At 62.2% G+C, this 22,093-nt stretch carries 26 protein-coding genes, 2 tRNA genes and 1 pseudogene; 13 read left to right on the forward strand and 16 right to left on the reverse strand.

Features of this window, described 5'->3' with window-relative positions:
- Positions 1–8 precede the first annotated feature (8 nt).
- Entirely contained in the window at positions 9–707 is a 699-nt protein-coding gene (locus V5N13_RS07235; protein WP_336360216.1) for a hypothetical protein, read from the forward strand.
- 10 nt (positions 708–717) lie between these two features.
- Here V5N13_RS07235 and V5N13_RS07240 read toward each other — a convergent pair whose 3' ends face one another.
- On the reverse strand, positions 718–1,341 hold the full coding sequence (locus V5N13_RS07240) for an RAD55 family ATPase (protein WP_336360217.1): 624 nt from the start codon (positions 1,339–1,341) through the stop codon (positions 718–720).
- Between the two features lie 366 nt (positions 1,342–1,707).
- Here V5N13_RS07240 and V5N13_RS07245 point away from each other — a divergent pair, with 366 nt between their 5' ends.
- From V5N13_RS07245 to V5N13_RS07260, 4 genes are all read left to right on the forward strand, one after another.
- The gene (locus V5N13_RS07245; RefSeq protein ID WP_336360218.1) at positions 1,708–3,522 is read left to right on the forward strand and encodes a hypothetical protein; all 1,815 of its coding nucleotides are present in this window, start codon (positions 1,708–1,710) and stop codon (positions 3,520–3,522) included.
- A gap of 61 nt (positions 3,523–3,583) precedes the next feature.
- Positions 3,584–4,819: an MFS transporter gene (locus V5N13_RS07250; protein WP_336360219.1), complete on the forward strand. Its 1,236-nt coding sequence runs from the start codon at positions 3,584–3,586 to the stop codon at positions 4,817–4,819.
- 193 nt (positions 4,820–5,012) lie between these two features.
- A tRNA-Gly gene (locus tag V5N13_RS07255) sits at positions 5,013–5,083 on the forward strand.
- 210 nt (positions 5,084–5,293) lie between these two features.
- Complete coding sequence (locus V5N13_RS07260; RefSeq protein WP_336360220.1) at positions 5,294–6,127, forward strand: NAD+ synthase; 834 nt, start codon at positions 5,294–5,296, stop codon at positions 6,125–6,127.
- Here the strand turns inward: V5N13_RS07260 and V5N13_RS07265 are convergent.
- Entirely contained in the window at positions 6,124–6,705 is a 582-nt protein-coding gene (locus V5N13_RS07265; protein WP_336360221.1) for a hypothetical protein, read from the reverse strand. The genes V5N13_RS07260 and V5N13_RS07265 overlap by 4 nt on opposite strands.
- 24 nt (positions 6,706–6,729) lie before the next feature.
- Entirely contained in the window at positions 6,730–7,428 is a 699-nt protein-coding gene (locus V5N13_RS07270; RefSeq protein WP_336360222.1) for an enoyl-CoA hydratase/isomerase family protein, read from the reverse strand.
- A 60-nt stretch (positions 7,429–7,488) separates the two neighbouring features.
- Here V5N13_RS07270 and V5N13_RS07275 point away from each other — a divergent pair, with 60 nt between their 5' ends.
- The 3 genes from V5N13_RS07275 (at position 7,489) to V5N13_RS07285 (ending at position 9,595) form a co-directional block, all read left to right on the forward strand.
- On the forward strand, positions 7,489–8,163 hold the full coding sequence (locus tag V5N13_RS07275; protein WP_332897239.1) for a DUF7114 family protein: 675 nt from the start codon (positions 7,489–7,491) through the stop codon (positions 8,161–8,163).
- Between the two features lie 48 nt (positions 8,164–8,211).
- Positions 8,212–8,283, forward strand: a tRNA-Thr gene (locus V5N13_RS07280).
- Between the two features lie 634 nt (positions 8,284–8,917).
- Positions 8,918–9,595 carry a potassium channel family protein gene (locus tag V5N13_RS07285; RefSeq protein WP_332897244.1) on the forward strand — a complete coding sequence of 226 codons (678 nt, stop codon included), beginning with the start codon at positions 8,918–8,920 and terminating at the stop codon, positions 9,593–9,595.
- On the opposite strand, the gene V5N13_RS07290 is transcribed toward V5N13_RS07285, so the two are convergent.
- The 3 genes from V5N13_RS07290 to V5N13_RS07300 are packed head-to-tail and all read right to left on the reverse strand — an operon-like array spanning position 9,592 to position 12,017.
- Entirely contained in the window at positions 9,592–10,344 is a 753-nt protein-coding gene (locus V5N13_RS07290; protein WP_336360223.1) for an amino acid ABC transporter ATP-binding protein, read from the reverse strand. The two genes, V5N13_RS07285 and V5N13_RS07290, sit on opposite strands and share 4 nt — an antisense overlap.
- Complete coding sequence (locus V5N13_RS07295; RefSeq protein ID WP_332897246.1) at positions 10,341–11,030, reverse strand: ABC transporter permease; 690 nt, start codon at positions 11,028–11,030, stop codon at positions 10,341–10,343. Before V5N13_RS07295 ends, V5N13_RS07290 begins: the two co-directional genes overlap by 4 nt.
- A gap of 48 nt (positions 11,031–11,078) precedes the next feature.
- A complete protein-coding gene (locus V5N13_RS07300; protein ID WP_336360224.1) occupies positions 11,079–12,017 on the reverse strand; it encodes a substrate-binding domain-containing protein in 939 nt (312 codons plus the stop codon).
- A 141-nt stretch (positions 12,018–12,158) separates the two neighbouring features.
- On the opposite strand from V5N13_RS07300, the gene V5N13_RS07305 reads away from it, so the two are divergent.
- Both V5N13_RS07305 and V5N13_RS07310 read left to right on the forward strand, forming a co-directional pair.
- On the forward strand, positions 12,159–13,241 hold the full coding sequence (locus V5N13_RS07305; protein ID WP_336360225.1) for a putative sulfate/molybdate transporter: 1,083 nt from the start codon (positions 12,159–12,161) through the stop codon (positions 13,239–13,241).
- Between the two features lie 116 nt (positions 13,242–13,357).
- The gene (locus V5N13_RS07310; protein ID WP_336360226.1) at positions 13,358–13,828 is read left to right on the forward strand and encodes a DUF7384 family protein; all 471 of its coding nucleotides are present in this window, start codon (positions 13,358–13,360) and stop codon (positions 13,826–13,828) included.
- Here V5N13_RS07310 and rdgB read toward each other — a convergent pair.
- The 10 genes from rdgB to V5N13_RS07360 all read right to left on the reverse strand — a co-directional run bounded on the left by rdgB (position 13,825) and on the right by V5N13_RS07360 (position 19,814).
- Positions 13,825–14,388: an RdgB/HAM1 family non-canonical purine NTP pyrophosphatase gene (rdgB, locus tag V5N13_RS07315; RefSeq protein WP_336360227.1), complete on the reverse strand. Its 564-nt coding sequence runs from the start codon at positions 14,386–14,388 to the stop codon at positions 13,825–13,827. The two genes, V5N13_RS07310 and rdgB, sit on opposite strands and share 4 nt — an antisense overlap.
- Positions 14,389–14,467: 79 nt before the next feature.
- Complete coding sequence (locus tag V5N13_RS07320; protein WP_332897251.1) at positions 14,468–14,743, reverse strand: DUF5808 domain-containing protein; 276 nt, start codon at positions 14,741–14,743, stop codon at positions 14,468–14,470.
- A 30-nt stretch (positions 14,744–14,773) separates the two neighbouring features.
- Entirely contained in the window at positions 14,774–16,351 is a 1,578-nt protein-coding gene (locus V5N13_RS07325) for a bifunctional N(6)-L-threonylcarbamoyladenine synthase/serine/threonine protein kinase (protein ID WP_336360228.1), read from the reverse strand.
- A 3-nt stretch (positions 16,352–16,354) separates the two neighbouring features.
- A complete protein-coding gene (locus tag V5N13_RS07330; RefSeq protein WP_332897253.1) occupies positions 16,355–16,489 on the reverse strand; it encodes a 30S ribosomal protein S27ae in 135 nt (44 codons plus the stop codon).
- A complete protein-coding gene (locus V5N13_RS07335; protein WP_332897254.1) occupies positions 16,490–16,807 on the reverse strand; it encodes a 30S ribosomal protein S24e in 318 nt (105 codons plus the stop codon).
- Between the two features lie 63 nt (positions 16,808–16,870).
- A complete protein-coding gene (locus tag V5N13_RS07340; RefSeq protein ID WP_336360229.1) occupies positions 16,871–17,422 on the reverse strand; it encodes a GTP-dependent dephospho-CoA kinase family protein in 552 nt (183 codons plus the stop codon).
- Positions 17,422–17,622: a transcription elongation factor subunit Spt4 gene (gene spt4 / locus V5N13_RS07345; RefSeq protein ID WP_332897256.1), complete on the reverse strand. Its 201-nt coding sequence runs from the start codon at positions 17,620–17,622 to the stop codon at positions 17,422–17,424. Before spt4 ends, V5N13_RS07340 begins: the two co-directional genes overlap by 1 nt.
- A 2-nt stretch (positions 17,623–17,624) precedes the next feature.
- Positions 17,625–18,194, reverse strand: coding sequence for a DNA-directed RNA polymerase (locus V5N13_RS07350; RefSeq protein ID WP_332897257.1), 570 nt, complete (start codon positions 18,192–18,194; stop codon positions 17,625–17,627).
- 2 nt (positions 18,195–18,196) lie between these two features.
- Complete coding sequence (locus tag V5N13_RS07355) at positions 18,197–18,565, reverse strand: twitching motility protein PilT (RefSeq protein ID WP_442905092.1); 369 nt, start codon at positions 18,563–18,565, stop codon at positions 18,197–18,199.
- A 16-nt stretch (positions 18,566–18,581) separates the two neighbouring features.
- Entirely contained in the window at positions 18,582–19,814 is a 1,233-nt protein-coding gene (locus V5N13_RS07360) for a translation initiation factor IF-2 subunit gamma (RefSeq protein ID WP_336360231.1), read from the reverse strand.
- A gap of 175 nt (positions 19,815–19,989) precedes the next feature.
- Between V5N13_RS07360 and V5N13_RS07365 the strand changes: the two genes are divergently transcribed.
- From V5N13_RS07365 to V5N13_RS07375, 3 genes and pseudogenes are all read left to right on the forward strand, one after another.
- Positions 19,990–20,904: an ArsR/SmtB family transcription factor gene (locus V5N13_RS07365; RefSeq protein WP_336360232.1), complete on the forward strand. Its 915-nt coding sequence runs from the start codon at positions 19,990–19,992 to the stop codon at positions 20,902–20,904.
- Between the two features lie 97 nt (positions 20,905–21,001).
- Positions 21,002–21,268 carry a hypothetical protein gene (locus tag V5N13_RS07370; protein WP_336360233.1) on the forward strand — a complete coding sequence of 89 codons (267 nt, stop codon included), beginning with the start codon at positions 21,002–21,004 and terminating at the stop codon, positions 21,266–21,268.
- 65 nt (positions 21,269–21,333) lie between these two features.
- A pseudogene (locus tag V5N13_RS07375) lies at positions 21,334–22,020 on the forward strand (winged helix-turn-helix domain-containing protein).
- Positions 22,021–22,093 lie beyond the last annotated feature (73 nt).

A 22,093-nucleotide genomic window follows, 5' to 3' on the forward strand; every position in this document is an offset into this window, starting at 1 on the left:
TGACGACCATGCCGAGAAGCGTCGCCATCAACGTCGGTGCGAACACTAACGCTCCCGGCTTTCGTGGCCCGATTTACGACGACGGACGCTTCGAATACGTCCCGATTCCCGAAGAAAAAGCCACCATCGAACCGGTTGCGACGTACGCCGACCTCGGGCTGTCGATGGACATTCCAGCCGAGATACGAGACACGCCCGTCCACCTAGACCCCGAGTTCGCGGGTTATGGCCCGTGTGAGGCCTACACCTACGGCGACCCGTTTGGCGTGAAGGCAAAACCGCTCTCCGAGCTTTCGGCGGGCGATTACCTGTTTTTCTACGCGACGCTCTCGACGGTTGGTGACCAGCCCGCGTCGTGGATTTCGCCGCGCTGGGGCTGTTATCTCATCGGTCAGTTCGAACTCGCCACAGCCCCGGTGACAGGCGAAGCGTTCGCACACCTCCCAGCCGAACAGCAAGCCGCCTTTTCGTCGAACGCGCACTTGAAGCGCGACCCGTTCGACGCTCGGGTGCTGGTGCGTGGCGACCCCGAAGGCTCGCAGTTGTACGAGCGAGCAGTGCCGCTGAGTTCGCCCGAGGCGGGCGCAACGGCAAACCATATCGTCACCGAGTGGTCGAGTGACTCAGGAAACGGCCCGTGGTGGCGGCGACCGCTTCGCTTTTCAGAACGAGCAACAGAACGGCTTTTGGACGTAGTGACAGGGTGAAAAGTGCAGGTTAGGCGATGTCGCGGCTCGTATCGATAGCGACCCGGTTTGCCAACTGGAGCTTGATGACGTCGCCGGTCGCCACGCCGCCACGATATTTCGGAATCGTCAGGCGGGTTTCAATACTGTCGCTTTTCACGTCCATTGCGAGCGTGAACACGAGATCAGCCATGTATTCGGTGGTGTCGCGCATCGGTGGAACGGCACGCCCGTTGAGGCAGTGAAGGTAGGCAATGCCGCCGATGTTCATCATGTGCGTCTGCACGTCGTTCAGGAAGTTTCGATACCGAATCCCACCATCTTCTTCCAACACGTCGATGGGGTCGATGATGAGATTCGCGCCCTCTGGCAACTGACGAATCAGTCGCAAGGCGTGGTCGATCGGTGCGTCTGCCTCGACTTCCTTGATGGTTGGCGACCCAACCCGGGTGTTCGTACGCGTAAGGGCATCGCGGACGGCCGCCGTAGACCGTGCAGTCGTGAGATACAGCGTCTCGCGCGTCGCGGTCAGCTCAAAGAGAATTAACTCTGACTGACTCGCAGGCGGCGCAACGAGCGCAACAAGACTTCCAGCCGGGATTCCGCCCCCGAGCTTTCGGTCGAGAATCTCGATACCCGTTGGAACGGTCTTCACAGCCAGGCCCCACAATAGACATAACCGAACACAGTTTCGTACACTTTTCTCCCCCAGCACCACTACGACGGCAATCGGGTATTGTTACACAGCTTTTAACGGGCGTTAGGAGGTGACTGCCGAGAATCGAGCGGCCTGAAAATCGGTGAAACAACGAGGAAATTGTGACACACGTTATCTAGTGTATGTGTCAAATTCTAAGGTGCCAAATCAGCTAGACGAAATATGCATGAAATGGTTTAAAACCCCAAAATTCGAGGTTTCAGCAGATGTAAACCCAGAATCACCATTTTGTTACAACATGATTTAATCAGGCTATAATAACAATCAGTACAGAACTACAGTCTTTCTAGAGTGAGAGTTAGAATGAGTAACAAATCAAACGAGCCTGACGAGTCGGATGAGTCAATGAACACAACGCGGCGCGGGCTACTCGCGCTTGCGGGTGCCGCAGGTCTTGGGTTCACGTCGAACGGCAGGTTTGCCCCAGAACCGACGTTCAATAGTCTGACCCCAGAAGGGAGCGCGCTCTCTGTCGATGGCAACTTAGACCTCGAAGGGAACAACATCCTCAATATCGACGATATCGAGGCCAAAGACGACTTCTCTTCGTGGAGTACCTCGGGCACGGGTGAGGGAAGCGTTCAGTTGCGCGACTCGGTAGCCCAGACGTGGTCGATGCGCGCCTACGAGGGCGACGAAAACGGGCCCGGCCCGGTGAAGTTCCAGTCGCCCATCACGGGCGCACAGGAAGACGACGCAGGCGTGACGAACCCCGGGAGCCTCAAAATCTCGGGCGGTGCCGTCCTCGAATCGATGTCGGTAGAGAGTTGGAACGTTGTGGACGTGACCGAACGCGGCGTCGAACCCGGCACCGACGACGACCTCGGTGCGTTCATTAAAAACGACTTCGATGGCGGCGTGAACAGCACGACGCTCTACGTGCTTCCGGAAGGCGAGTACACGTGGAACACAGCCGTCACTGTGGAGAAATTCGACGCGTTCGGCATCATCGGCAAGCCACAAGCGAAAGTGAAGTGTACCAATCCGCAGATGACGCACTTCCTGAAGCTCGGGAGTGGGGAACAGAACCACGCGGACATGTTCCTCACCGAAAACATCACGTTCGACATCACCACGGAGAACGTGGCTGCGTCGTCGATTATTGCAGCAGTTGACGAATACCTCTACATCAACAACTGCAAAATCGTCGGTGAGATGGACCGCGAGTACGGTCAGGTGTACTCCATCCACCCGACGTTGCTCAAGGACACCGGACGGGGCTACATGAGCGTCACGATGCCAGACGGCGGATACTACGACCCCGCCCAGAACGAACAAGAGCACCCGATGGGGATTTCGCTCGAACGCGACCATCTCGGCCACATCGTCATCGAGAACTCGTTCATCGAGGGGTTCATCAACAACGGCATCTACAGCGCGGGCCACCAGGGCCAGGTGAGCATCCGGAACACCCAAATCAAAAACTGTGGGGCGGGGATGCTCCGGCTCGGTGACGGCGACTTCGCGTACAAGTGCCACCTCATCAACGACAACGCAGAAGACCGCGGCTATTCGTACGCCGCCCTCTGGGTGGCCAAAGCCCGTCACGCCGTCGCAAACAGCATCTACATCGACGCAAAGCAGGGTACACCCTCTGAACTCATCCGCGTCAATGGCGACGCCAAACACTGCCACCTCACCAACATCCACGTCAATTCAGACCGCTCGCAGTACATCTGTGAGTTCACGGGTGACGGCGACGACGAAGGGATGATTATTTGCTCGAACTGGACGATAAACGACACCGGCGGCGAGGGAAGCCGCGCACAGCTCGGCAGAATCAGCCGCGCGAACGTGAAGATTCGCAACTGGGAGGTTCGATTGAATCCGGCGTCCGGCGAAAAGCGCCACGGCCTCGTCATCGACGCGCCGTGGGTGGACATCTCCGGATGTACGTTCTATCACAACAAGGGCGGAGACGGCATCTCGCTCATTCTGGACGACGGCGCAGACTACGTCAGACTCCAGAACAACGAGTTCAAATCCGGAACCCTCTACCAGTACAGCCGCGCGTCGGTCAAAGACGCAATCGTGAGCGGCAACCGGTTCATGGACGGTACGAGCCTGTCTGGCATCCAAGACGGCTGGAACACGCACACGAATCAAGGTGGTCTCTAAAAATCGGCAGCACCTGACGGCGCACATACGGTTTTCACCGAGCGCGAAAAAGACTCGGTGAATGGCCTCCGACCTCGCAGACCAGGGCTCGCTTGCAGCGAGCATTCGAAGCCTTTGGAGCAATGGGCGGGGGCCTATCCTACTCTCCATTTCGTTTGGTTGGTTTCTCGTCTACGGCCTACGTGCCGCGATTCCCGCCTTACTCCCGCAGATAAAGACGACGTTCGCCCTCGACAACGCGGCGGCAGGACTCGCCTACTCCGCGCTGTGGGTTGGCTACGCCGTGTCGCAGTTTCCCGCTGGATTGCTCGTAGACCGCCTCGGTGAGCGAACCCTGCTCGGCGCGAGTATGGGCCTCACCGCGCTCGCCATCGTCGGGCTTGCTGGCGCGCCGGTGTTCGGGGTACTCGTCGCCACGAGTGGAATACTCGGCCTCGCAATGGGCCTCTATGGCCCACCGCGCGGGACGCTCCTCTCTGCGGTGTACGACAAAAGCGACGGGACGGCGATTGGCGTGACCCTCTCTGCGGGCAGTATCGGCGGCGCAGTCCTCCCGTTTCTTGCGGGTCTCCTCGTCGTGACCATCGGGTGGCGTGCGACGCTTGGCCTCACCGTCCCGCTGTTTCTCCTCACCGGCCTCTACGTGTGGCGCGTCGTCCCGCACGCCCGGTCGGCGGCGGTCGGCAGCGACGGCCGGAGCGTCGCAGGCGACATGGACGGCATCATCAGCGGCGTGCTGACCCGCCCGGTCATTATCACCGTGATTGCCGTCACGCTGTTGATTACGAGTTTTCAGGGGTTCGCCGCCTTCTTTCCGACCTACTTGACGGAGGCAAAGGGATTGGACCAAGGCACCGCCGCCGGCCTCTACGGTCTTATCTTCCTCGCCGCGGCGGTTGCCCAGCCGCTCGCGGGCGGGGTTGCCGATGCGTACAACGACCGCATCGTCCTCGTCGCCTCGGCGGCCATCGCCGCGCTCCCGCTGTTTGTCCTGCCGTTCGTCTCCGGCCTCATCCCACTGGCCATTCTCGCGGTGGTGATGGGTGTGCGCCTCGGCGGCTACCCCGTGACCAACGCCTACATCATTCGCCTGCTGCCCGACGAGGTGCAGGGCGCGGCATGGGGCCTCGTGCGCACCGTGTTCTTCCTGATGAGCGCCTCCGGCCCGGCGCTCGTTGGCGTCCTCAGCGATTACACCGGCTTCGAGACGACGTTTCTTGTCCTTGGGGTGGTGACGGTGCTCGCCGCCGTTGCCTACGCCATGTTGCCCGCGCCGGGAACCTACGGGACGCGCTGAGAGGTTCAGAGAAACGCTACGTTCAAGTGCGAAGACGGAGAAGTGAAAGACGCACACTGAACGCCAGTGGCTCACGACGATGTGAGCGTGTCGGTGGCTCGCGGAACGAAGTGACGCGAGGCTCGGCGTGGATAATGTGGGCGTCGGTGTCGTACCGAACGAAGTGAGGTACGACTCGACGCGAGTGAAACGAGCGTCGGTGGTCTAATGGCATGACAGTGCCTTCCCAAGGCTCTAATCCGGGTTCGACTCCCGGCCGACGCACTCCCTGCGGTCGTTTGTCGGCCGACGTTCACATCGCTTCGCTCGGTGAACTCCCGGCCGACGCATTACTGTCTCGAACAAAGTGACAGGGTAACCGCCATCTTCTCCCAACAATCGAATCAGTGAGTGGATTCGGTGACGGCTCCACAATCGTCCACAAAATCGCCGCGGTGACAAGGCTATTTGGCACTCCCGCCCATATTCTCGCCAATGACCGACACGCAAACGGTTGACGCCACAAAGCGTATCGACCTCTCGTTCACCGAGAACGAGCTTGACGCACACCGCGAACACATCACCCAGTTCATCCGCGACCAGGTACGCGCCGCGGGCGTCGAAGGAGCCGTGCTCGGCCTTTCTGGCGGCATCGACTCGACGCTCACCGCCCACCTCGCCGTCGAGGCACTCGGGAAGGAGAATGTCCACGGCCTCGTGCTCCCGAGCGAGGTGAATGCCGCGGACAACATGAGCGACGCAGAGCGCGTCGCCCAACTGCTCGAAATCGAGTACGACGTCATCGAAATCAACCCGATTGTGGATGCGTTCTTGGCTGCGGTTCCCGAGGCAAAAGACGACCAACTCGCCGCAGGCAACGTCAGGGTGCGCACGCGAGCGGTGCTCAACTACCTCGTGGCGAATCACGAATCGCGGCTCGTCCTCGGTACGGGCAACCGCTCTGAGGCGCTCGTTGGCTACTTCACGAAGTACGGCGACGGCGCGGTCGACTGCCACCCGATTGCGAATCTGTACAAGGGACAGGTACGCCAACTCGCCCGCCACATTGGGGTGCCAGAAGACCTCGCCGCGAAAACCGCGACCGCGGGAATGTGGGTCGGCCAGACCGACGAAGAAGAGATGGGCGTCCCGTATGACACCTTAGACCAGGTGCTCGCGCTCTACATCGATGGCCCGCTTACCAAGGCCCAGACGATGACGGCACTCGGCGTTTCTGAGTCGGTCGTAGATCGCATCGACGAACTGTACACGAACAGCGAACACAAGCGCAACATCCCGCCGGGACCTGCGCCGCTTTCCTCGCTCTAACCGCTTCGTGCGACAATCGTAATTCGGTCTCCCTCTTTCAGCAGATATTCGGCCGGATTCACCGACTCACCGTTCACCTGGACGCGAACCGTGTCGCCGTTTGCCTGCGCGTAGGTGGTTCCGTCGTAGGTTACAGACGCTTCCGTCACCGAGATGTTGAGCGTGCCCATCGCGTATTTGAGGGTGATTTGATTCGCGTGGCCGTGCCACTGAGAGCCGTCGCCGCCTTCGAAGTGGAACGCCGAATCCTGATTCTGGAAGCGCGGCTGGCTGAAGTCGAGTTGCTCGCCGCCGATTTCTGCGGTGATGGGGCCGTGGTAGTGCGCCCCGCCGAGGTTGGTCGGCTGGATGTCGCCACCCCCCGCGAAAAACATGACGTAGCCGACGACGCCCGCGACGGCGATGATGACGATGACGAGGGCGTAGGGAGCCACGTCGGTCGCGGTGGACTCGTTCCCAGTCAGTCCGACGCGACGGCGGTCGATTGGCCCGAGTTCTGTGGCGTGGGCACTCCGGAGGTGGTCGTGGTACGCTTCCGCAGAAGAAAACGCCTCGCCGCAGTACGAGCACTCGGGCATGGGTTAGCCACACATGGCGTAAACTCAACCTTTTCGGTGCGCATCAAAATCGACCGCGTTCTCGACGAGGTGGGCGAAGGCGTCGGCTTCGGCCTGCTCTTGGGCTTCGCGTGGGGCCTCGTCGCGGACGCGCTGTTTCACGACGCGGAGCGCCTCGGAATTGTTCGTCGCGATGCGCTCTGCGACCGCCTGCGGGTTCTCGGTGATTTGGGAGATGAGACCCATCCGAAGAGCTTCCTCGGCATCGACGACGCGGCCGGTGAGCGCGATGTCGAGCGCCTCGCCCTGGCCAACAATTTTCGGCAGGCGAACCGTGCCGCCCCACGCACCAAAGAGGCCGAACACGACGCCCGGTTCTGCAAAGGTTGCGCGGGGTGTGGCAACCCGCAGATCACAGGCGAGTGCCATTTCGACGCCGCCGCCGCGCGCCGGGCCGGTGATGCCCGCGACGGTGACGGCCGCTGCGTCTTCAATAGCGGTCGCCACGCGCTGTCCGAGTTCGGCAAATTCCTTGGCCGCCGGCCCGTCGAGTTGCTGGACTTCGGCCAAATCAGCGCCCGCAGAGAACGCGCTGCCCGCGCCGTGGATGTAGATGACGGCGGCGTCCGTCTCGGTGACGGCGCGTTCGAGCGCGCGAAGTCCGTCCGTAGAGAGTGCATTTCGCTGGTCAGGACGGTCGAGGGTGACCACCCGCAGACCGTCGGTGTCCGTGGTCGAAATCATGGCAGGAAGTGACCGTCCGTTTCCAAAGGTCTTTGCCCTTCCCGCCGCTAAATTGGGCCAATGGAGGAAGCCGATGCGGTTCGCCACGCCGCACTGGACGCGATACGCGATATCGAGCCAGCGCGGTTGCGTGGCGATATTGAGGCAATACTCTCTGCCGGGTCGATGGCCCCGGGCGTTCTGACACTTCTCTGTGCGCAGGCGATAGAAAACGTCGAACCAAACGCGATTCGCACCCGCGCTGCGGGTGTCCAACTCATCTACGAAGGCCTCCGGCTCACCCGGACGCTCACGCAGAACCCCTCGTGGGAAACCGACGTCGAACAAGCGAACTTAGACGTGCTCGCCGCGGACGTACTCGTTTCCCGGGGCTTTCATCTCCTCGCGCGAACCGAGGCCGCGGACAATGCCGTCGCCACCGTCCAAGCGTTCGGCCGCGACCAGACCCGGCGCGCAGAAGCCGACGCCGACACCGACAGCCTCGACCGCAACTTAGAGCGCGATGTGTTCGACCTCGCGCTCGTCGCGGGAACCACCGCCGTCGGCGCGACCACCTCACCCACCCTCCGGGCGTTCGTCCGCGACCTGACCACCACCTACGACGCCGTGGTGTTTCCCGACCCGGAAACGCTGTTCTCAGACGCCGTCACAGAGTCGCTCGCGAGCCATCTCGCCGCCCACGACGCAGGGACGGCAGTCGATGATGGGGTTCGTACCTCGGCAACCGACCCCTGATGCGAATCGAAACGTCTAAAGACGGGTCGGCGTAAGTTGGTATTGCCTGCCTGGGTAGCTTAGCGGTAAAGCGCGTCCTTGGTAAGGACGAGAGCCCGGGTTCAAATCCCGGCCTAGGCTTTTTCACAAACTCTCACTTGACCAGTGACGAGTCAGTAGACCCCTTCCAAACGCTGTTGTGTTGAATCTTCGAAGTGGCTGGATTCGGTTTCTACCAAAGCCAGACGCAGCCTGCCCAACACCGGAACTCATTGCGAACGAATCTGCCATTGGAGTACGTTGGTAGGACGAGCGACCCTGAGGCTGCTGGGGAACCAACGGACGAAGAAGACCAGTCGTTCTAACGGCCGAGCCATTAGCTACGCAGTCGGGTGGTACGGAGGGGTGGAACCGGAATGGACACGCAACCCACGAACCTTTGTGATGACGGACGTGGACGCCGTGTCGCCGTGAACGGAAGAGCGGGAACCGCCGCCAGAACCCCAGAGCCTGGCGGCAGTGCAGGGCAGCGTGCAACGAACCGGGCTACCGAGGTTCGTCGCGCAGTCACCGCGTCCCACCCCCTGCAGGTTATAGTCGATGTATGACCTTATATCTAGTGTCGTGTTTTGTGAAATTAACTAATCAACTACCTGAATTCGGCCGGTTTTGCGCCGAATGGCTGCGACGCACACTGCAGGTGCGAACGAACGGGCAGTCGCAGCATGATAGACAGTGACTAACGTTTTTACGCCAGCCGACGTATGAAGCCCCGATGAGGTATGTGATTGTAGGATTTGGGCGTGTGGGGCACCGAACGGCGCGCATCTTGAAAGAGGAGGGCCACGACGTCACCATTGTCGAAATCGACGCGAAAAAGTGTGACCGGGCGCGCGAGGAGGGCTTTACCGTCATCGAGGGTGACGCGATGGACGAAGCCGTCCTCGACCAAGCCGACCTCGGCTCCGCAGACGCCTTTGGCGGCCTCTCTGGCGACTTGAACGTGAACTACGCCGCGTGCATCGTCGCCGCGAACCACGGCTGTAGGACGGTCATGCGCATCGACGAGGACTACCGCGAGGAGATTTACGAGAAGTACGCCGCGGACGTAGACGAAATCATCTACCCCGAACGCCTCGGTGCAATCGGGGCGAAAAATGCCTTGCTTGGCGGGGATTTCAACATCATCGCAGACCTCACCGCAGACCTCTCGCTCGCCAGCTTCTCGCTGCCGGAGGACTCGCCCATCATCGACCTCCACGTGAGCGAAATCGACCTGCCAGAGGGAGCCGTGCTCTACGCCCACGGACGGGCACACAAGTCACAGACGATTCCGTTGCCACAGACCGTCATCCAGCCGGGTGATCGCGTCTCCATCATCGCGGAAGTCGGTGACATGGAAGCCGTAAAAAGTGTCCTGCTCGGCCCCGACCGAAAAGCGCCTGCGAGCTAGTACACGAGTTCGCCGGTGATGAATTTTCGCGCCCGCTCGTCGTGTGGGCGCTCGAACACCCTTTCGGTGTCTCCGTACTCGATACACGCACCACCCAGCAGCACCGCAGCTCGGTCCGAGACGCGCCGCGCTTGCTGCATGTCGTGGGTCGCGATGACGACGCCGATGCCGCGGTCACGCGCCCGGGTGACCGCTTCTTCGAGCAGGGCGGTGTTTCGCGGGTCAAGGTTCGAGGTTGGTTCGTCGAGCAACAGCACGTCGGGTTCGACCGCGAGCGCCCGCGCGAAGGCGACGCGCTGGGCTTCGCCCGCAGACAGCCCGCGAGCGTGCTGGCTCACCTTGTCGCGCATGCCAACGGTGTCGAGCGCGTCAAGCACCGCAGGCGGCGCACGCTCGCGAGCCAGCGCGTGTTTGAGCCGCGTCGACCACGACTGGCGCACCTCGAGGCCGTAGGCCGCGTTCTTGGCAACGGTCGTGCTGAACAGGCTCCGGTCTTGGAACACCATCCCGATGCGCCGTCTGACGGCGAGGCGCTCCTCGCGGGTGAGCGACCAGACGTTTTCGTCATCGACGAGCACCGCGCCCGCCTGTGGTGGATGGAACAGTCCGAGCAGACGCAACAGCGTGGTTTTTCCCGTTCCTGAGGGGCCGACGATGGCGAGCACCTCGCCGGGATGCACGTCGAGTGAGATTTCTGTGAGCACGTCGCTCCCGTCGAATCCGTGTGAGAGCGAGCGGGCGTGAATCATGCGTCCCACCGTCCACGGTCGCGCACCCACGCGCCGAGTGCGTTCACGCCGAGCACGAGGACGAGCAATACGACGCCGAGTGCGATGCCGGTCTCGTAGCGTCCCCTGCGGGCTTCGACGGTGATGGCCGTCGTCAGCGTACTCGTGAGCGACGTTCCATCGGAAAGGACGATGTTCCCCCCGACGATGAGCACCGACCCGACTTCGCTGATGGCCCGTCCGTAGCCCGCGAGGATGGCCGTCACGATGCCGTAGCGGGCTTCTTTGATGACGACGAGGGCGACATCGAACCGGGTGCCGCCGCTCGCGTAGGCGGCGTCTTTGACCGATTGCTCGACGCCCGAGAGCGCAGAGAGCGTGACGCTCGTGATGACCGGTGTGGCGAGGATGACCTGCGAGATGACCATCGCCTCGATGGTGAACAGGAGATCGAGACTGCCAAGCGGGCCGGAGTTAGAGAGCAAGAGCAACACGAGCAACCCGACGACGACGCTCGGAAAACCCATGCCGGTGTTGATAATCGACGTGACCACTCCCCGCCCGGGGAAGCGATTGAAGCTCACGCCGAAGGCGATCGGGAGGCTGAGCAGGGTGCTCACCACGACGGCGGTCGTACTCACTTGCAGCGAGACGACGATAATGCTGACCAGATAGCGCCAGTTCAGGTCAGCGAAACTCTCTAACACGTGCTGTCCTCGGGTGGGAGGCGACTAAAAGGCCACGAGTGGCCCGATTTATCCCTCGTAGTTTTCGGGAACGTACTCGCCGAAGTTCGGGTCTTCTGAGAGCGCGTTCGGGTAGAACAACTGTTCGCCGTTCGCGGTGTAGTTCTCGATGAGTGACTGGCCTTCGGGACCGGTGATGAACCCGATGTACGCCATCGCCATCGCGTAGTTCACGTCGGGGTACTTCGCCGGGTTCACCGCGATGACGCCGTACGGATTTTTCAGAATCTCCGGGCCGCCCTTGAGTGGGCCTTGTACCATGATTTCGATGCCAATATCGGCCTGCATCGAGAGGAACGTGCCGCGGTCTGCGAGCGTGTACGCCCCGCTCTGGTCTGCCTGCACCAGCGTGTCGCCCATTCCTTTCCCGATGGACTGGTACCACGTCCCGCCGGGTTCGCCCGCAGACTGTTCCCACAGGGCCTGTTCTTTCTTGTGCGTCCCCGAGTCGTCGCCCCGGGAAACGAACGTCGCCTGCTCGCTCGCAATCGTGGCGAGGGCGTCGGTCGCGCGTCCCATTCCCGAGATACCGGCGGGGTCGTCGCTCGGACCGACGATAACGAAGTCGTTGTACATCACGTCGCGGCGGTTCACGCCATAGCCCTGTTCTAAGAACTCGTCTTCCGCGCCGCGAGCGTGGACGAGTACGAGGTCTGCGTCGCCGTCTTCGGCGGTTCGCAGGCTCGCACCCGTCCCTTTCGGGAGCGTCTTGATGGTGACGCCAAAGCGGTCTTCGAACGCGGGGTTGAGTTCGTCTAAGAGGCCCGAGTCGTACGTCGAGGTGGTCGTCGCGAGCACCAACTCGGTGTCGCCTGTGGCACCACCCATCGACCCCTCGCCGGACGTGGTCGTTTGCGCTCCGCCGTTCGAGTCGTCGTTGCTGAGACAGCCACTGAATGCGAGCACTGCACCCGCGCCGGCGGCTTGGAGGAACCGTCGTCGTTGCATGTGTCTGGCTGTACCGAAGGCAACTCGCGCATTAAACCTTGGCGTGCTAACGTAACGTAAAATGGTTATTTTTCCAATCGAGCGTTCTGACTTTCGTTTACTGGGAAGAATGAAGCCAGTTCGAGTAAATCATCTAGGTGGATGGCGATTAGGTACGCAACGACCACCGAGTCTTCGGTGAAATTCACGACCGGTGAGCTGACCGGCGCGTTAGGAGATTCGATTACGGCCCTCCCGCTCATCGTCGCGCTCGGGATGCTCACCGACGCCTCACTCGCCCACATGTTGCTGTTCTTCGGCCTGTTTCAGGTCGTCTGGGGCGTCTACTACGGCGTTCCGCTCTCGGTCGAACCGATGAAGGCACTCGCCGGACTCGCCATCGCCGGAGCCATCACCCACGGCGAACTCCTCGCCGCGGGCCTGCTCGCAGGCGGTATCTTGCTCGTCGCAGGGCAGGCAGGCTTGCTCTCGCGGCTCTCAACCGTGGTTGGCCTGCCCGTCATCCGCGGTATCCAACTCGCCGTCGCCTTCCTGCTCGCAGAAGCCGGACTCGCCCTCGGCGGGGGTGACCTCCCCATGGCGTTCGTCGGACTCGCCATCGTCGGCGTCGTTGCCCTCGGCGGCTACGCACGGGCGAGCGCGCTCGTCGTCCTCGCCGTTGGCGGCATTCTCGCGGTTTCACAAACCCCAATTTCCGTAACGATTCCCTCGCTCTCGCTCTTTCCCGTCGCCCCGCCCACGTTCTCCCTTGCGGCCACAGAAGGGATGGCCGGCCAACTGGCGATGACGGTTGGCAACGCCGCCGTCGCCACCTCGCTGTTGCTCTCAGACCTGTTCGACCGCGACGTGTCCGCAGACGACCTCGCCACGAGCATGGGCTCTATGAACCTGCTCGCCGTCCCGCTCGGCGGCCTCCCGATGTGTCACGGCTCCGGCGGCCTCGCCGGAAAGTACGCCTTCGGGGCGCGAACCGGCGGCGCGAACGTGATACTCGGCGTTCTCTACGGACTCACCGCGCTCGTCGCGGGCGTCCTCGTTGGCTTCCCGATGGCGCTGTTGGGCGTGTTGCTCATCGTCGTCGCCGTCCGGTTAGGCGCGGTGTCGCTCGACTCAGACCACCTGCCCGTGACAGTGGCGGTGGGCGTAGTCGGCCTCGTCTTCGGCGTCGGCGTCGCCTTCGTCGCCGGCGTCGTGGGCTGGTGGCTGCTCGACAGGGTCGCGTAACGGTTTTCGCCCGCCGGGAGTAAGAGCGGGTATGAGCTGGGCGTCCCTCTTCGAGCGCGCAGAATCCTACGACATTGCAGAAAGCGACGTGCGCGACACCCTCACGGAGGTACGCGATGAGTAAGCCGAATCCCGCCCGCGTCGTCGCAGACGCGGACGTACTCGCCGCCGACCTGCTCGTCGGTGGTTCCGCACGCGACGCTCTTGATCACATTCGACGCCACTCGTGGGTCGAGTTGGTGGCGACCGACGAGCTACTGGACGACGCAGAAGCCACCATCGCCCGCCTCGCAGACGAAGCGTTGGCCACAGACTGGCGCGAGAAAATCGAAACGCTTCGCGTGCGGGTCGAACAACCCGGCCACGACCACCCCGCGCTCGCCTCCGCCTACCACGGGCAGGCCGCCCACATCCTCTCGTTCGACGAGGGCTTGCGAAGCGCGAAGGCGGGTGCGGCCATGCAAAAGCGCGTGAAAACGAGCGTCAAACACCCCGACGCCTTCGCCAAACTGTTCGACCCACAGTCGCTCTACGAGGTGGTGGTCGGCGGGGAGTATCCCGGCCCCGACCGCGACCCGCGCGCCTAGTCAGGCACGCCCGGATTCCACTCGCCGTCTGCGCTGAACCACTCTGCGAATTTGGCGAGCGCACGCCCGCGGTGGCTAATCGAGTTTTTCTGGTCTATGTCCATCTCCGCGAGCGTCACGCCGTTGTGTTCGAAGATAGGGTCGTAGCCGAAGCCGTCGTCGCCTCGGGGCGCGACGATACGCCCGCGGATGCTCCCCTCGAAGGTCTCTGCGCGCTCGCCGTCGTAGTAGGCGACGATGGTGCGAAAGCGGGCGCGGCGATTCTCCTCCAACTCGGTGAGGTTCCAGACGCGTTCGACGCCGACCGTGTCCTCGACGTAGGCCGAATACGGGCCGGGAAAGCCGCCAAGCGCGTCGATGAACAAGCCCGTGTCGTCGACGATGAGCGGGTCATCATCGTCGAGGTGGTCGAACGCTTCTTTCGCGCCGTGGACGGCGATGTCCGCGAGGCTGTTGCTCTGGATTTCGGTGTAGTCGTACTCGACCTGCTCGATTGGGTCGGTGAGATAGTGTTGGGCCTCTTTGAGTTTCCCCGCGTTCCCGGTGACGAATCTGAGCATGCGCGAAGGCTAGCGGCGGGGTGAAAATAGCCTATCGACTGGTGGCGCGTGCTGGCAAGGAAATGATGGCAAAAACCGCTTAATCGACGATGACTTCGACGGGGCCGTCGTCTGCTTTTTTCGCGTCTTTCTCGCTGCCCTTTCCGCGTTCGAGATAGAGCATGCCACCGACGACGGCGAGGACAATCCACGAGCGCCAGTTCGCGAGGTTCAGCGTGTAGCCGATGCCGAATGGCTTCTCTACGAGCATCTCCTCGCCGGGTTGCCAGTACGACTGGAGCATGCGCTTTACGCTCGGGCGTTCGAAGTTATACGGAATCCCCAGTATCTCACCGGACGATGGTTTGTCAGCCATACGTCTACTACGCAGGGGAGGGTTAAGGAACTAGTGGCTCTGCTGATAGCGTCCCCGCCCTTCGATTTCGCGCAACTGCGTGAGGACACGCTCGTCACCCGCCGCGCGATAGCCCGCCTCGAAGGCCTCCCGGAGCGGCGCGGGGTCGCGTGCCGTGCCCGTCAGACTCTGGTGGAAGACGTGGAGGTCCATCGCGTAGTCCTCGACGTGGTCGGTGTAGAAGCCGAGGCCGAAGTCGATGAGGTAGGTGTACGCGCCAACGCGCACGTTTCGCGTCGTCGGGTCGCCGTGGACGAAGCCCACCCGATGGAGCGCGGCGAGGTGTTCACCAACGTCGCGGACCCGTGCGGGAGTTAGGTCGTCGCTCAAGTCACCCTCGCCGACGTGTTCGAGGGTGAGCGCACCTTCCCGCACGTCCACGTCGTAAACGACCGGCGTCGGCACGCCGTGTCTGCGCGCTTCGCTGAACAGACGCGCTTCCTGTACCGTCCGCGTCTTGCGGAGGTGGGCATCGAGGTCGGGGTGGCGATACGATTTGGGCAGGCGGCGTTTCACGACGCGGTCGCCAGAGACGGTGACGGTCGCCTCCGCCCCGACGAGTTCGCGGCCCGTTTCTCCCACCACGGCGACGCTCTCGTTTTCGCGCCACGTCACCTCGACTTGGTCGGGGCGAAAGTCGGAGTTCACCGCCGACTCCTCGATTGCGATGGTGTCACCCGCGGCGGCCATCGTCGCGCCGAGCACCGCAATCATGCCCGCGTTGTCGCGGAGGAATCGTGGGTCGGGCGCATAGAAATCCGCACCGCGCGCTTCACACATCGTCCGGAGCATCTCCTGTAAGCGGGCGTTCTGGGCGACGCCACCGCCGAGGACGAGTTCGTTGCTCCCCGTCAGCGAGAGCGCGCGTTCTGCGACTTCGGTGAGCATCCCGAAGATGTTCTCCTGCAGCGAGAAACACACGTCTTCTATCTGCGCACCGTCGTCGTAGGCCTGTTTCGCGGCGCTCATGATGCCGGAAAACGAGAAGTCCATCCCCTTCACGACGTAGGGCAGGTCGATGAGCTCGCCGCCGTCTGCGTATTTTTCGACCTTCGGGCCGCCGGGGTGCGACCAGCCGACGTGGCGCGAGAACTTGTCGATGGCGTTGCCGACGCCGGTGTCCATCGTCTCCCCGAGCACCTGATAGCGGCCGTTGTGGAAGCCAAGTAGATGGGCGTTCGCGCCGCTCGCGTTGAGACAGACCGGCGAGTCAAAGCCCGACTGATGGCGGCCGATTTCTAAGTGCGCCACCATGTGGTTGACGCCGACGAGCGGGACGGAAAGGGCCTGTGACAGCGAGCGAGCGGCCGTGCCGACGATTCTGAGACACGGGCCGAGGCCGGGGCCCCGCGAGAAGGCGACGTAGTCTACAGGCCCGCCTGCGTCTGCAAGCACCTCGCGGACGACGCGAGGGATGGCACTCGCCATGTGTTCTGCGGCTTCGCGCGGGTGAATGCCACCCGACGCCGGTTGATACGGGTCTGAGACAATCGTCGTCGAATCCGTCTCGGTGTCGTGAACCGCCGCGCTCGCCGCCCACGCGGTGCCTTCGATACCGAGGACGCGCATTCCCTATTTCCACTCGGTGAAGCCACAGCGGCCACAGTGGGTGCGGTCACTGTGTTCTGCAAGGAATGCGTCGCCACAGCTTGGGCACATCTCGTGGTCGGTCGTGCCGTCGTCGTTGTAAATCTCGTAGCGAGACATCTATGCTTCCTCCGCCTCGGCGTCCGCGTCGTCCTCGCCTGCGAGGATTTTGTTGCGTTCGAGCATGTGCTCGTGTTCGACTTCGCGGGCGAACTCGGGGCTGTCGTACACCTTTGCGAGGCCGCGCGTCTTGCGCATGCCGAACTTCGTGTCCATCTTGCGGACGACGACTTCGGAGGCGTCTTTGTTCAGTTTGGCCGCGAGACTGTCGCGGACGGAGAGGCGCGACGGCGTGGCCTCATCGTGGAGAATTTCGAAGCGAACGTCTGTTCGGTGAAGCATCGGGTTTTCCGATTCTTCGAGGATTGTGATATCCATGGTAACTCAGTTACAGGGATTTGGCGGCGAACCGGCTAAAAGGATTTCGAAGGGACTGGCGGCTTATTCGGCGTCAACGCCGAGCGCTGCCCACGCCGCGGCGTGGTCACCGGTCATTTGCGAAAGCAGCCCCCGCATGCGATGGCGAACCTCGGGCGTGACCGTGACGAGCACCATCCCCTCGTCTGGCTGGCCGTACACCACGCTCGCACCCTCCGGGGCGGCGACGAGCGCCGGGAGCGTCGCTAAGTCCTCTTCTCCCTCGACCACGATGACCGTCGTCTCGGGGGCGTCGATGGCCGCATGCAGCACCGACAGCAAGTCGAGCGAGAGCGTCGCTGCGGGATTCTCGACTTCGTAGCGGCAGTCGTAGCCACCGATGGCCTCGGAGATGGCTGCATCCACCGCTTCGCGTTTCGTCTTCCCGTCGATGACCGCCACGTCGGGGATGACGCCGGCCTGGGTGAGGTGGTAGGTGACGATGTCGCCAACCGCGATGAGCGGCTCTCCTGCCGCCGCGAGCAGCGCATCTGCGTCAGTAAACAGCGGGCCAAGCGGGTCTTTGAACGCCGACCGCAGTTCCTCAGGGAGCGTGAGGACGGCGTCTGCTGGCACTATCGAACCTTCAGTGCGTAGGCGCCGGGGGAGGTGACGCCCATCTCTTTTGCGATGTCGCTTTGCTCCGGGTGGGAGATGACGACGTAGCCCGCCCAGTCTTCGGTGAGGCTCGTAGAGCCACAGTCCGGGCAGACGTCGCCATCGGCGACTTCGAGGACGCGGTGGCAGTCACGGCACACTTTCCGCTTTTTCGCCATGGTTATTCACCTGCGGCGGCCTGCCGGCTCTCGCGTTCCTCTTTCAGCCAGCCGTGTTTGCCAAGGCCGACCTGCTTGGCTGTGAGGCCAATCTTGCTGTCGCGTGGGTTGCGTTCGTCGATGCTCTTCGTGACGATGCGCGCGCGAACGGAGTCGCCAACACCGAGGGTGCGGTTCGATTCGCGCGAGGCGAGCTGTTGGTTCTCGTCGTCGAAGGCGAGGTACTCGTCTGAAATCTGGGAAACGTGGAGCAGGCCATCGACGGGGCCGATGCCGATGAACGCCCCGAAGTTGACGACTTCCACGACTTCCCCATCGACGACTTCCTGCATCTGTGGGTCGTACGTGACGGCGTCGAAATCCGCCTCGTAGTAGACGCCGGGCTTGTTCGGAATGACCGCCCCGTCGCCGATTTCGTGGACTTTCGTCACGCTGACGACGCTGCCCACGTCTTCGTCCATTCGTCCTTCGAGCTTGTCCTGCAGAAGCTGCTTTACCAGTTGTGGAGACACGTCTGCGAGATGCCGCGGTGGAACCTCAACCGTGTCCTTGAGTCTGACCCGTTTGTACATACTTATGGTCGAGTGATTGCCAGTTTGTTCCGGCCCCTTATACCAATTACTGGTACGCAGGCGGCCAGCAACCGCCGTTTCAGAGGTCCGTCGTTCGTGACGACGTAGTCGCACTCGCCGGCTGTTGCGAGTTCGACAATGGCGTCGTCTGCATACGATTCATCGTGTGAGAGGAGCCGACAGCGCTCACGCGCGAGGTCTGTCCCCACGCTCGCCGCAACCGCCTCGTGGCCCGCACCCGCCGAGAGCTTTTCTAGCTCGTCGACGACCGCTTCGGGCGTCACGAGGCGCACGTCACCGAGCAACCGGTCGAGTTCGTCGAACACGCGCACGTCGAGTTCGACCGGCATCATCAGTGCGTTTGCGTCCATGAGCACCGTCGTCATCCTATTCCGTGATTGTCCCGACGCCGATGAGTCGCCAGCGCGCGCCGACACGGCGGTTGATGGCAACTTTCGCACCGGCGGCCGCACAGACCGGCCGTTTCAGGCGAACTTCACACTCGCCCGCGCGAGCGCTCGTCACGGCACCGACCGTGGTGGCCGTGCCGACCGTCATCATGAGCGGTTCGCCCGTCGAAATTTCGTCGACCGTGTCCTCGTCGTCTCCGACGACGCGGTCTAAGAGGTCGACGTCCATCTCGAAGGCCTCACGCGTTGGTGGGAGTGACCCCGGCGGGCCAGCGATTTGGCCAGCAAGACCGTCACCTTTCGTGAGGCTTGGGTCGAGTCCCGTCCCGACACCGAGCAGGCCGCCGGGCGTGGCCGAATCAACCGACTGGCCGCCCGCTTGAATCGAGCGGACGTTCGTCGTGATTGGCCGCCATTCGGTCTGGCCGCCCTCTTCGACCTCGCGGCCGGGGCGGATTTCGATGTCTTGGCCGTTCTCAAGCGCGCCCGCGACGAGCGAGCCGCCGATGACGCCACCGGTGAGGCTGTCCCACGTCGTCCCCGGGCGGTTGATGTCGAAACTGCGCGCGATGTGCAGTCGGGCATCGTCGCTCGGGTCGCGTTCTGGCGTTGGGATTTCCTCTTCGATGGCCTGGATGAGCAGGTCTAAGTTGACCTCCTGTTGGGCGCTGATGGGGACGACCGGGGCGTCTTCTGCGACCGTGCCCTTCGTGAACTCCTTTATCTGCTCGTAGTTCTCGCGGGCCTGGTCTGCGTCGACGAGGTCGACCTTGTTCTGGGCGATGACGATGTTGTCGATGCCGATGATGTCGAGCGCCATCAGGTGTTCTTCGGTCTGTGCCTGTGGAACGGGCGAGGTGGCGCTCACGAGCAACACCGCGCCGTCCATGATGGCGGCACCGGAGAGCATCGTCGCCATGAGTGTCTCGTGGCCGGGGGCGTCCACGAACGACACCGTGCGAAGCGGTTCGCTTTCGGTGCCGTCTTCACACTCTTCCTTGACGGTGTAACACTCCGGTTCCTCGACGCCGGGGCACTTTCGGAACGTCGCGTCCGCGTACCCGAGTCGGATGGAGATTCCGCGCTTCATCTCCTCTGAGTGCTGGTCCGTCCACTCCCCTGAGAGCGCTCTGACCAGTGTCGTCTTTCCGTGGTCGACGTGGCCGACGAGTCCGATGTTCACCTCCGGTTGTTGATGTTTCCCTGTCATTTCGAGAGTAATCTTACAGAGTAATCACCCCGAGCGACGCATAAACCTACTGTTCTCGGGCTACAACGCGCGCTCGCGAGTTTCCGGTCGTCCGGCCGCCTGCTGTGGGTTTGTCCGAAATCTACTGAAAAAATTTTCAGGCAAGACCTTAGCTATCTCGTCGCGTAGCGTTGGTATGTCATCTCAGCCCACGCGAGAGGATGCGCCCGCCGAGCAGGCAGACCCACCGATAACCGAACCGGCAGAGGTGTTCGCCACCATCTCGAACGAGACGCGCCTCGCCATCTTAGAAGCGCTCTGGGAGGCTGAAACGCGCCACGTGAGCTTCACCGAACTCAATCGGGCGGTTGGGATGAAAGACTCTGCGCAGTTCAACTACCACCTGCGCCAGCTCCTCGGTCGATTCGTCCACAAGAGCGACGACGGCTACAAGCTGACCTACGCCGGGAAACACGTCCTCCGGACGCTCATCTCGGGGCGGTTTACCGACCAAATCAACATCGACCCCTTCTCGATCCCCGGAGCCTGTGTCGGGTGTGGCGAACCGCTCGTCGCGAGCTACGCAGACGAGGTATTGGCCGTGCGGTGTTCCGCCTGCGAACGCCTCCACAGCGGCTATCCGTTCCCGCCCGCGGCCGTCCAAGGGCGCACCCACGAGGAGATGCTGGACAGCTACAACCGCTGGGTGCGCCACCTCTACAGCCTCGCCGCAGACGGTGTCTGCCCCGAGTGTGGCAGCCAGATGAAGTCGAAGCTCGTAGACGGCCAACAGTGTCTCCCTGAACTCCAGATTGCCGTGGGCCACGAATGCGTACAGTGTCAGTCACACGTAACCGCCGCCATCGGGATGAATCTCCTCTACCAACCCGACGTGGTGAGCTTCTACCGCGACCACGACATCGACCTCGAAAACGTCCCCTACTGGGAGTTGCCGTGGTGCGTCGGTGACGAGCACACGACGGTCATCGCAGACGACCCGTGGCGCGCTCGCGTCGCCATCACCCTCGGCGACGAAGAACTCCGCGTGACCGTCGATGACGACATCAGCGTGGTTGCCGTCGAGCGGACGAAGCAGTACACCCGCAAATAACCCAGTTTTTCGACAGAAGTAGACTTCAGTATCATCGCTTACAGAAATGTAATTCAGATTACTCTTTTTACCCTCCCTGTCCTTTACTCACCTGTCCATGAAGACCAACACTCGCACCCTGTCTGCCACCCAGTACGCCTACCGCAGACCCACTCGGACGCCAACTGAGCGGGTGGTCGCGTTCCTCCGCACTGGCACGATTGTCCTCGCACTCGCCGCGCTCCTCGCCGTGCTCGCCCTCGGGGTCATCTCGCTGCTGCCCGCCCCCGCCGTGTTCGTGCTCGGGATGCTCGCACTCGTAAGCGGCCTCGTCCTCGTGCCGTTCGCCGCCGTCAAGATCGTCGTCGGCGCGGTCGACGCATAGTCACAAAACTTACAAAAAATTCGTTCACTGAACCTTTTTCGCGGTGGGGTACAATTGTTAACACAATGAAGGAAACCCCTATTCAGGAGTGTGAGGAGTGTCTCGCGCCCGCGGAGGCGTTTTCTACCATCGCAAACGAGACGCGCCTCGCCATCTAAGAAGCGCTCTGGACGGCCCCCGAACGGCCCGTCACGTTCTCTGAGCTTCGGCGGTCGGTAGGCATGCGCGACTCCACACAGTTCAACTACCACCTCGGCAAGCTCACCGGCCACTTCATCACGAAAGCTGAGGGCGGCTACGACTTCCGCCACGCCGGACAGAAAGTGGTTCGCGCCGTCCTCGAAGGCTCGTTCAACGAAGACCCGGAACTCCCCTCGTTTGGGATTTCCGGTGCCTGCACCGAGTGTGGCGCGGGCCTGCAAGCCGCCTACGCCGACGAACAGATTACCATCGACTGCACTGCCTGCGGTCGGATTCACTCGACGGCGGGGCTCAAACTGCTCGATCACTCAGACGTGGTCACCTTCCACCGCACCCACGGCATCGACCTCTGTGCGACGCCCTACTGGGAGTTCGCGTGGTGCGTTTCAGACGTGCATACGACCATTCTCTCTGCGGACCCGTGGTCGATTCGTGTCACGATTCCGCTCGACGACGAGGAGTTGCGCGTCACCATGGACGGTAACCTGACGGTAACCGACGTCGAAACGTTCCCGACGAGCACGCCCGCAGACTCGCGGACTACCGCCTGAACAGACAAATTTTTTACAGAAATGGGGTTCAGTACGACCGCTTACAGAAGTGTAATTCAGGAATCATATATGG

This window comes from Haladaptatus sp. ZSTT2, assembly GCF_037081775.1.
GTDB lineage: Archaea > Halobacteriota > Halobacteria > Halobacteriales > Halococcaceae > QDMS2.

Coding starts and splice junctions, on each gene's coding strand:
- V5N13_RS07235 (WP_336360216.1), top strand. CDS start 9: ATGCCGAGAAGCGTCGCCATCAACGTCGGTGCGAACACTAACGCTCCC.
- V5N13_RS07245 (WP_336360218.1), top strand. CDS start 1,708: ATGAGTAACAAATCAAACGAGCCTGACGAGTCGGATGAGTCAATGAAC.
- V5N13_RS07250 (WP_336360219.1), top strand. CDS start 3,584: ATGGCCTCCGACCTCGCAGACCAGGGCTCGCTTGCAGCGAGCATTCGA.
- V5N13_RS07260 (WP_336360220.1), top strand. CDS start 5,294: ATGACCGACACGCAAACGGTTGACGCCACAAAGCGTATCGACCTCTCG.
- V5N13_RS07265 (WP_336360221.1), bottom strand. CDS start 6,705: ATGCCCGAGTGCTCGTACTGCGGCGAGGCGTTTTCTTCTGCGGAAGCG.
- V5N13_RS07270 (WP_336360222.1), bottom strand. CDS start 7,428: ATGATTTCGACCACGGACACCGACGGTCTGCGGGTGGTCACCCTCGAC.
- V5N13_RS07275 (WP_332897239.1), top strand. CDS start 7,489: ATGGAGGAAGCCGATGCGGTTCGCCACGCCGCACTGGACGCGATACGC.
- V5N13_RS07285 (WP_332897244.1), top strand. CDS start 8,918: ATGAGGTATGTGATTGTAGGATTTGGGCGTGTGGGGCACCGAACGGCG.
- V5N13_RS07290 (WP_336360223.1), bottom strand. CDS start 10,344: ATGATTCACGCCCGCTCGCTCTCACACGGATTCGACGGGAGCGACGTG.
- V5N13_RS07300 (WP_336360224.1), bottom strand. CDS start 12,017: ATGCAACGACGACGGTTCCTCCAAGCCGCCGGCGCGGGTGCAGTGCTC.
- V5N13_RS07305 (WP_336360225.1), top strand. CDS start 12,159: ATGGCGATTAGGTACGCAACGACCACCGAGTCTTCGGTGAAATTCACG.
- V5N13_RS07310 (WP_336360226.1), top strand. CDS start 13,358: ATGAGTAAGCCGAATCCCGCCCGCGTCGTCGCAGACGCGGACGTACTC.
- rdgB (WP_336360227.1), bottom strand. CDS start 14,388: ATGCTCAGATTCGTCACCGGGAACGCGGGGAAACTCAAAGAGGCCCAA.
- V5N13_RS07320 (WP_332897251.1), bottom strand. CDS start 14,743: ATGGCTGACAAACCATCGTCCGGTGAGATACTGGGGATTCCGTATAAC.
- V5N13_RS07325 (WP_336360228.1), bottom strand. CDS start 16,351: ATGCGCGTCCTCGGTATCGAAGGCACCGCGTGGGCGGCGAGCGCGGCG.
- V5N13_RS07330 (WP_332897253.1), bottom strand. CDS start 16,489: ATGTCTCGCTACGAGATTTACAACGACGACGGCACGACCGACCACGAG.
- V5N13_RS07335 (WP_332897254.1), bottom strand. CDS start 16,807: ATGGATATCACAATCCTCGAAGAATCGGAAAACCCGATGCTTCACCGA.
- spt4 (WP_332897256.1), bottom strand. CDS start 17,622: ATGGCGAAAAAGCGGAAAGTGTGCCGTGACTGCCACCGCGTCCTCGAA.
- V5N13_RS07350 (WP_332897257.1), bottom strand. CDS start 18,194: ATGTACAAACGGGTCAGACTCAAGGACACGGTTGAGGTTCCACCGCGG.
- V5N13_RS07355 (WP_442905092.1), bottom strand. CDS start 18,565: ATGGACGCAAACGCACTGATGATGCCGGTCGAACTCGACGTGCGCGTG.
- V5N13_RS07360 (WP_336360231.1), bottom strand. CDS start 19,814: ATGACAGGGAAACATCAACAACCGGAGGTGAACATCGGACTCGTCGGC.
- V5N13_RS07365 (WP_336360232.1), top strand. CDS start 19,990: ATGTCATCTCAGCCCACGCGAGAGGATGCGCCCGCCGAGCAGGCAGAC.
- V5N13_RS07370 (WP_336360233.1), top strand. CDS start 21,002: ATGAAGACCAACACTCGCACCCTGTCTGCCACCCAGTACGCCTACCGC.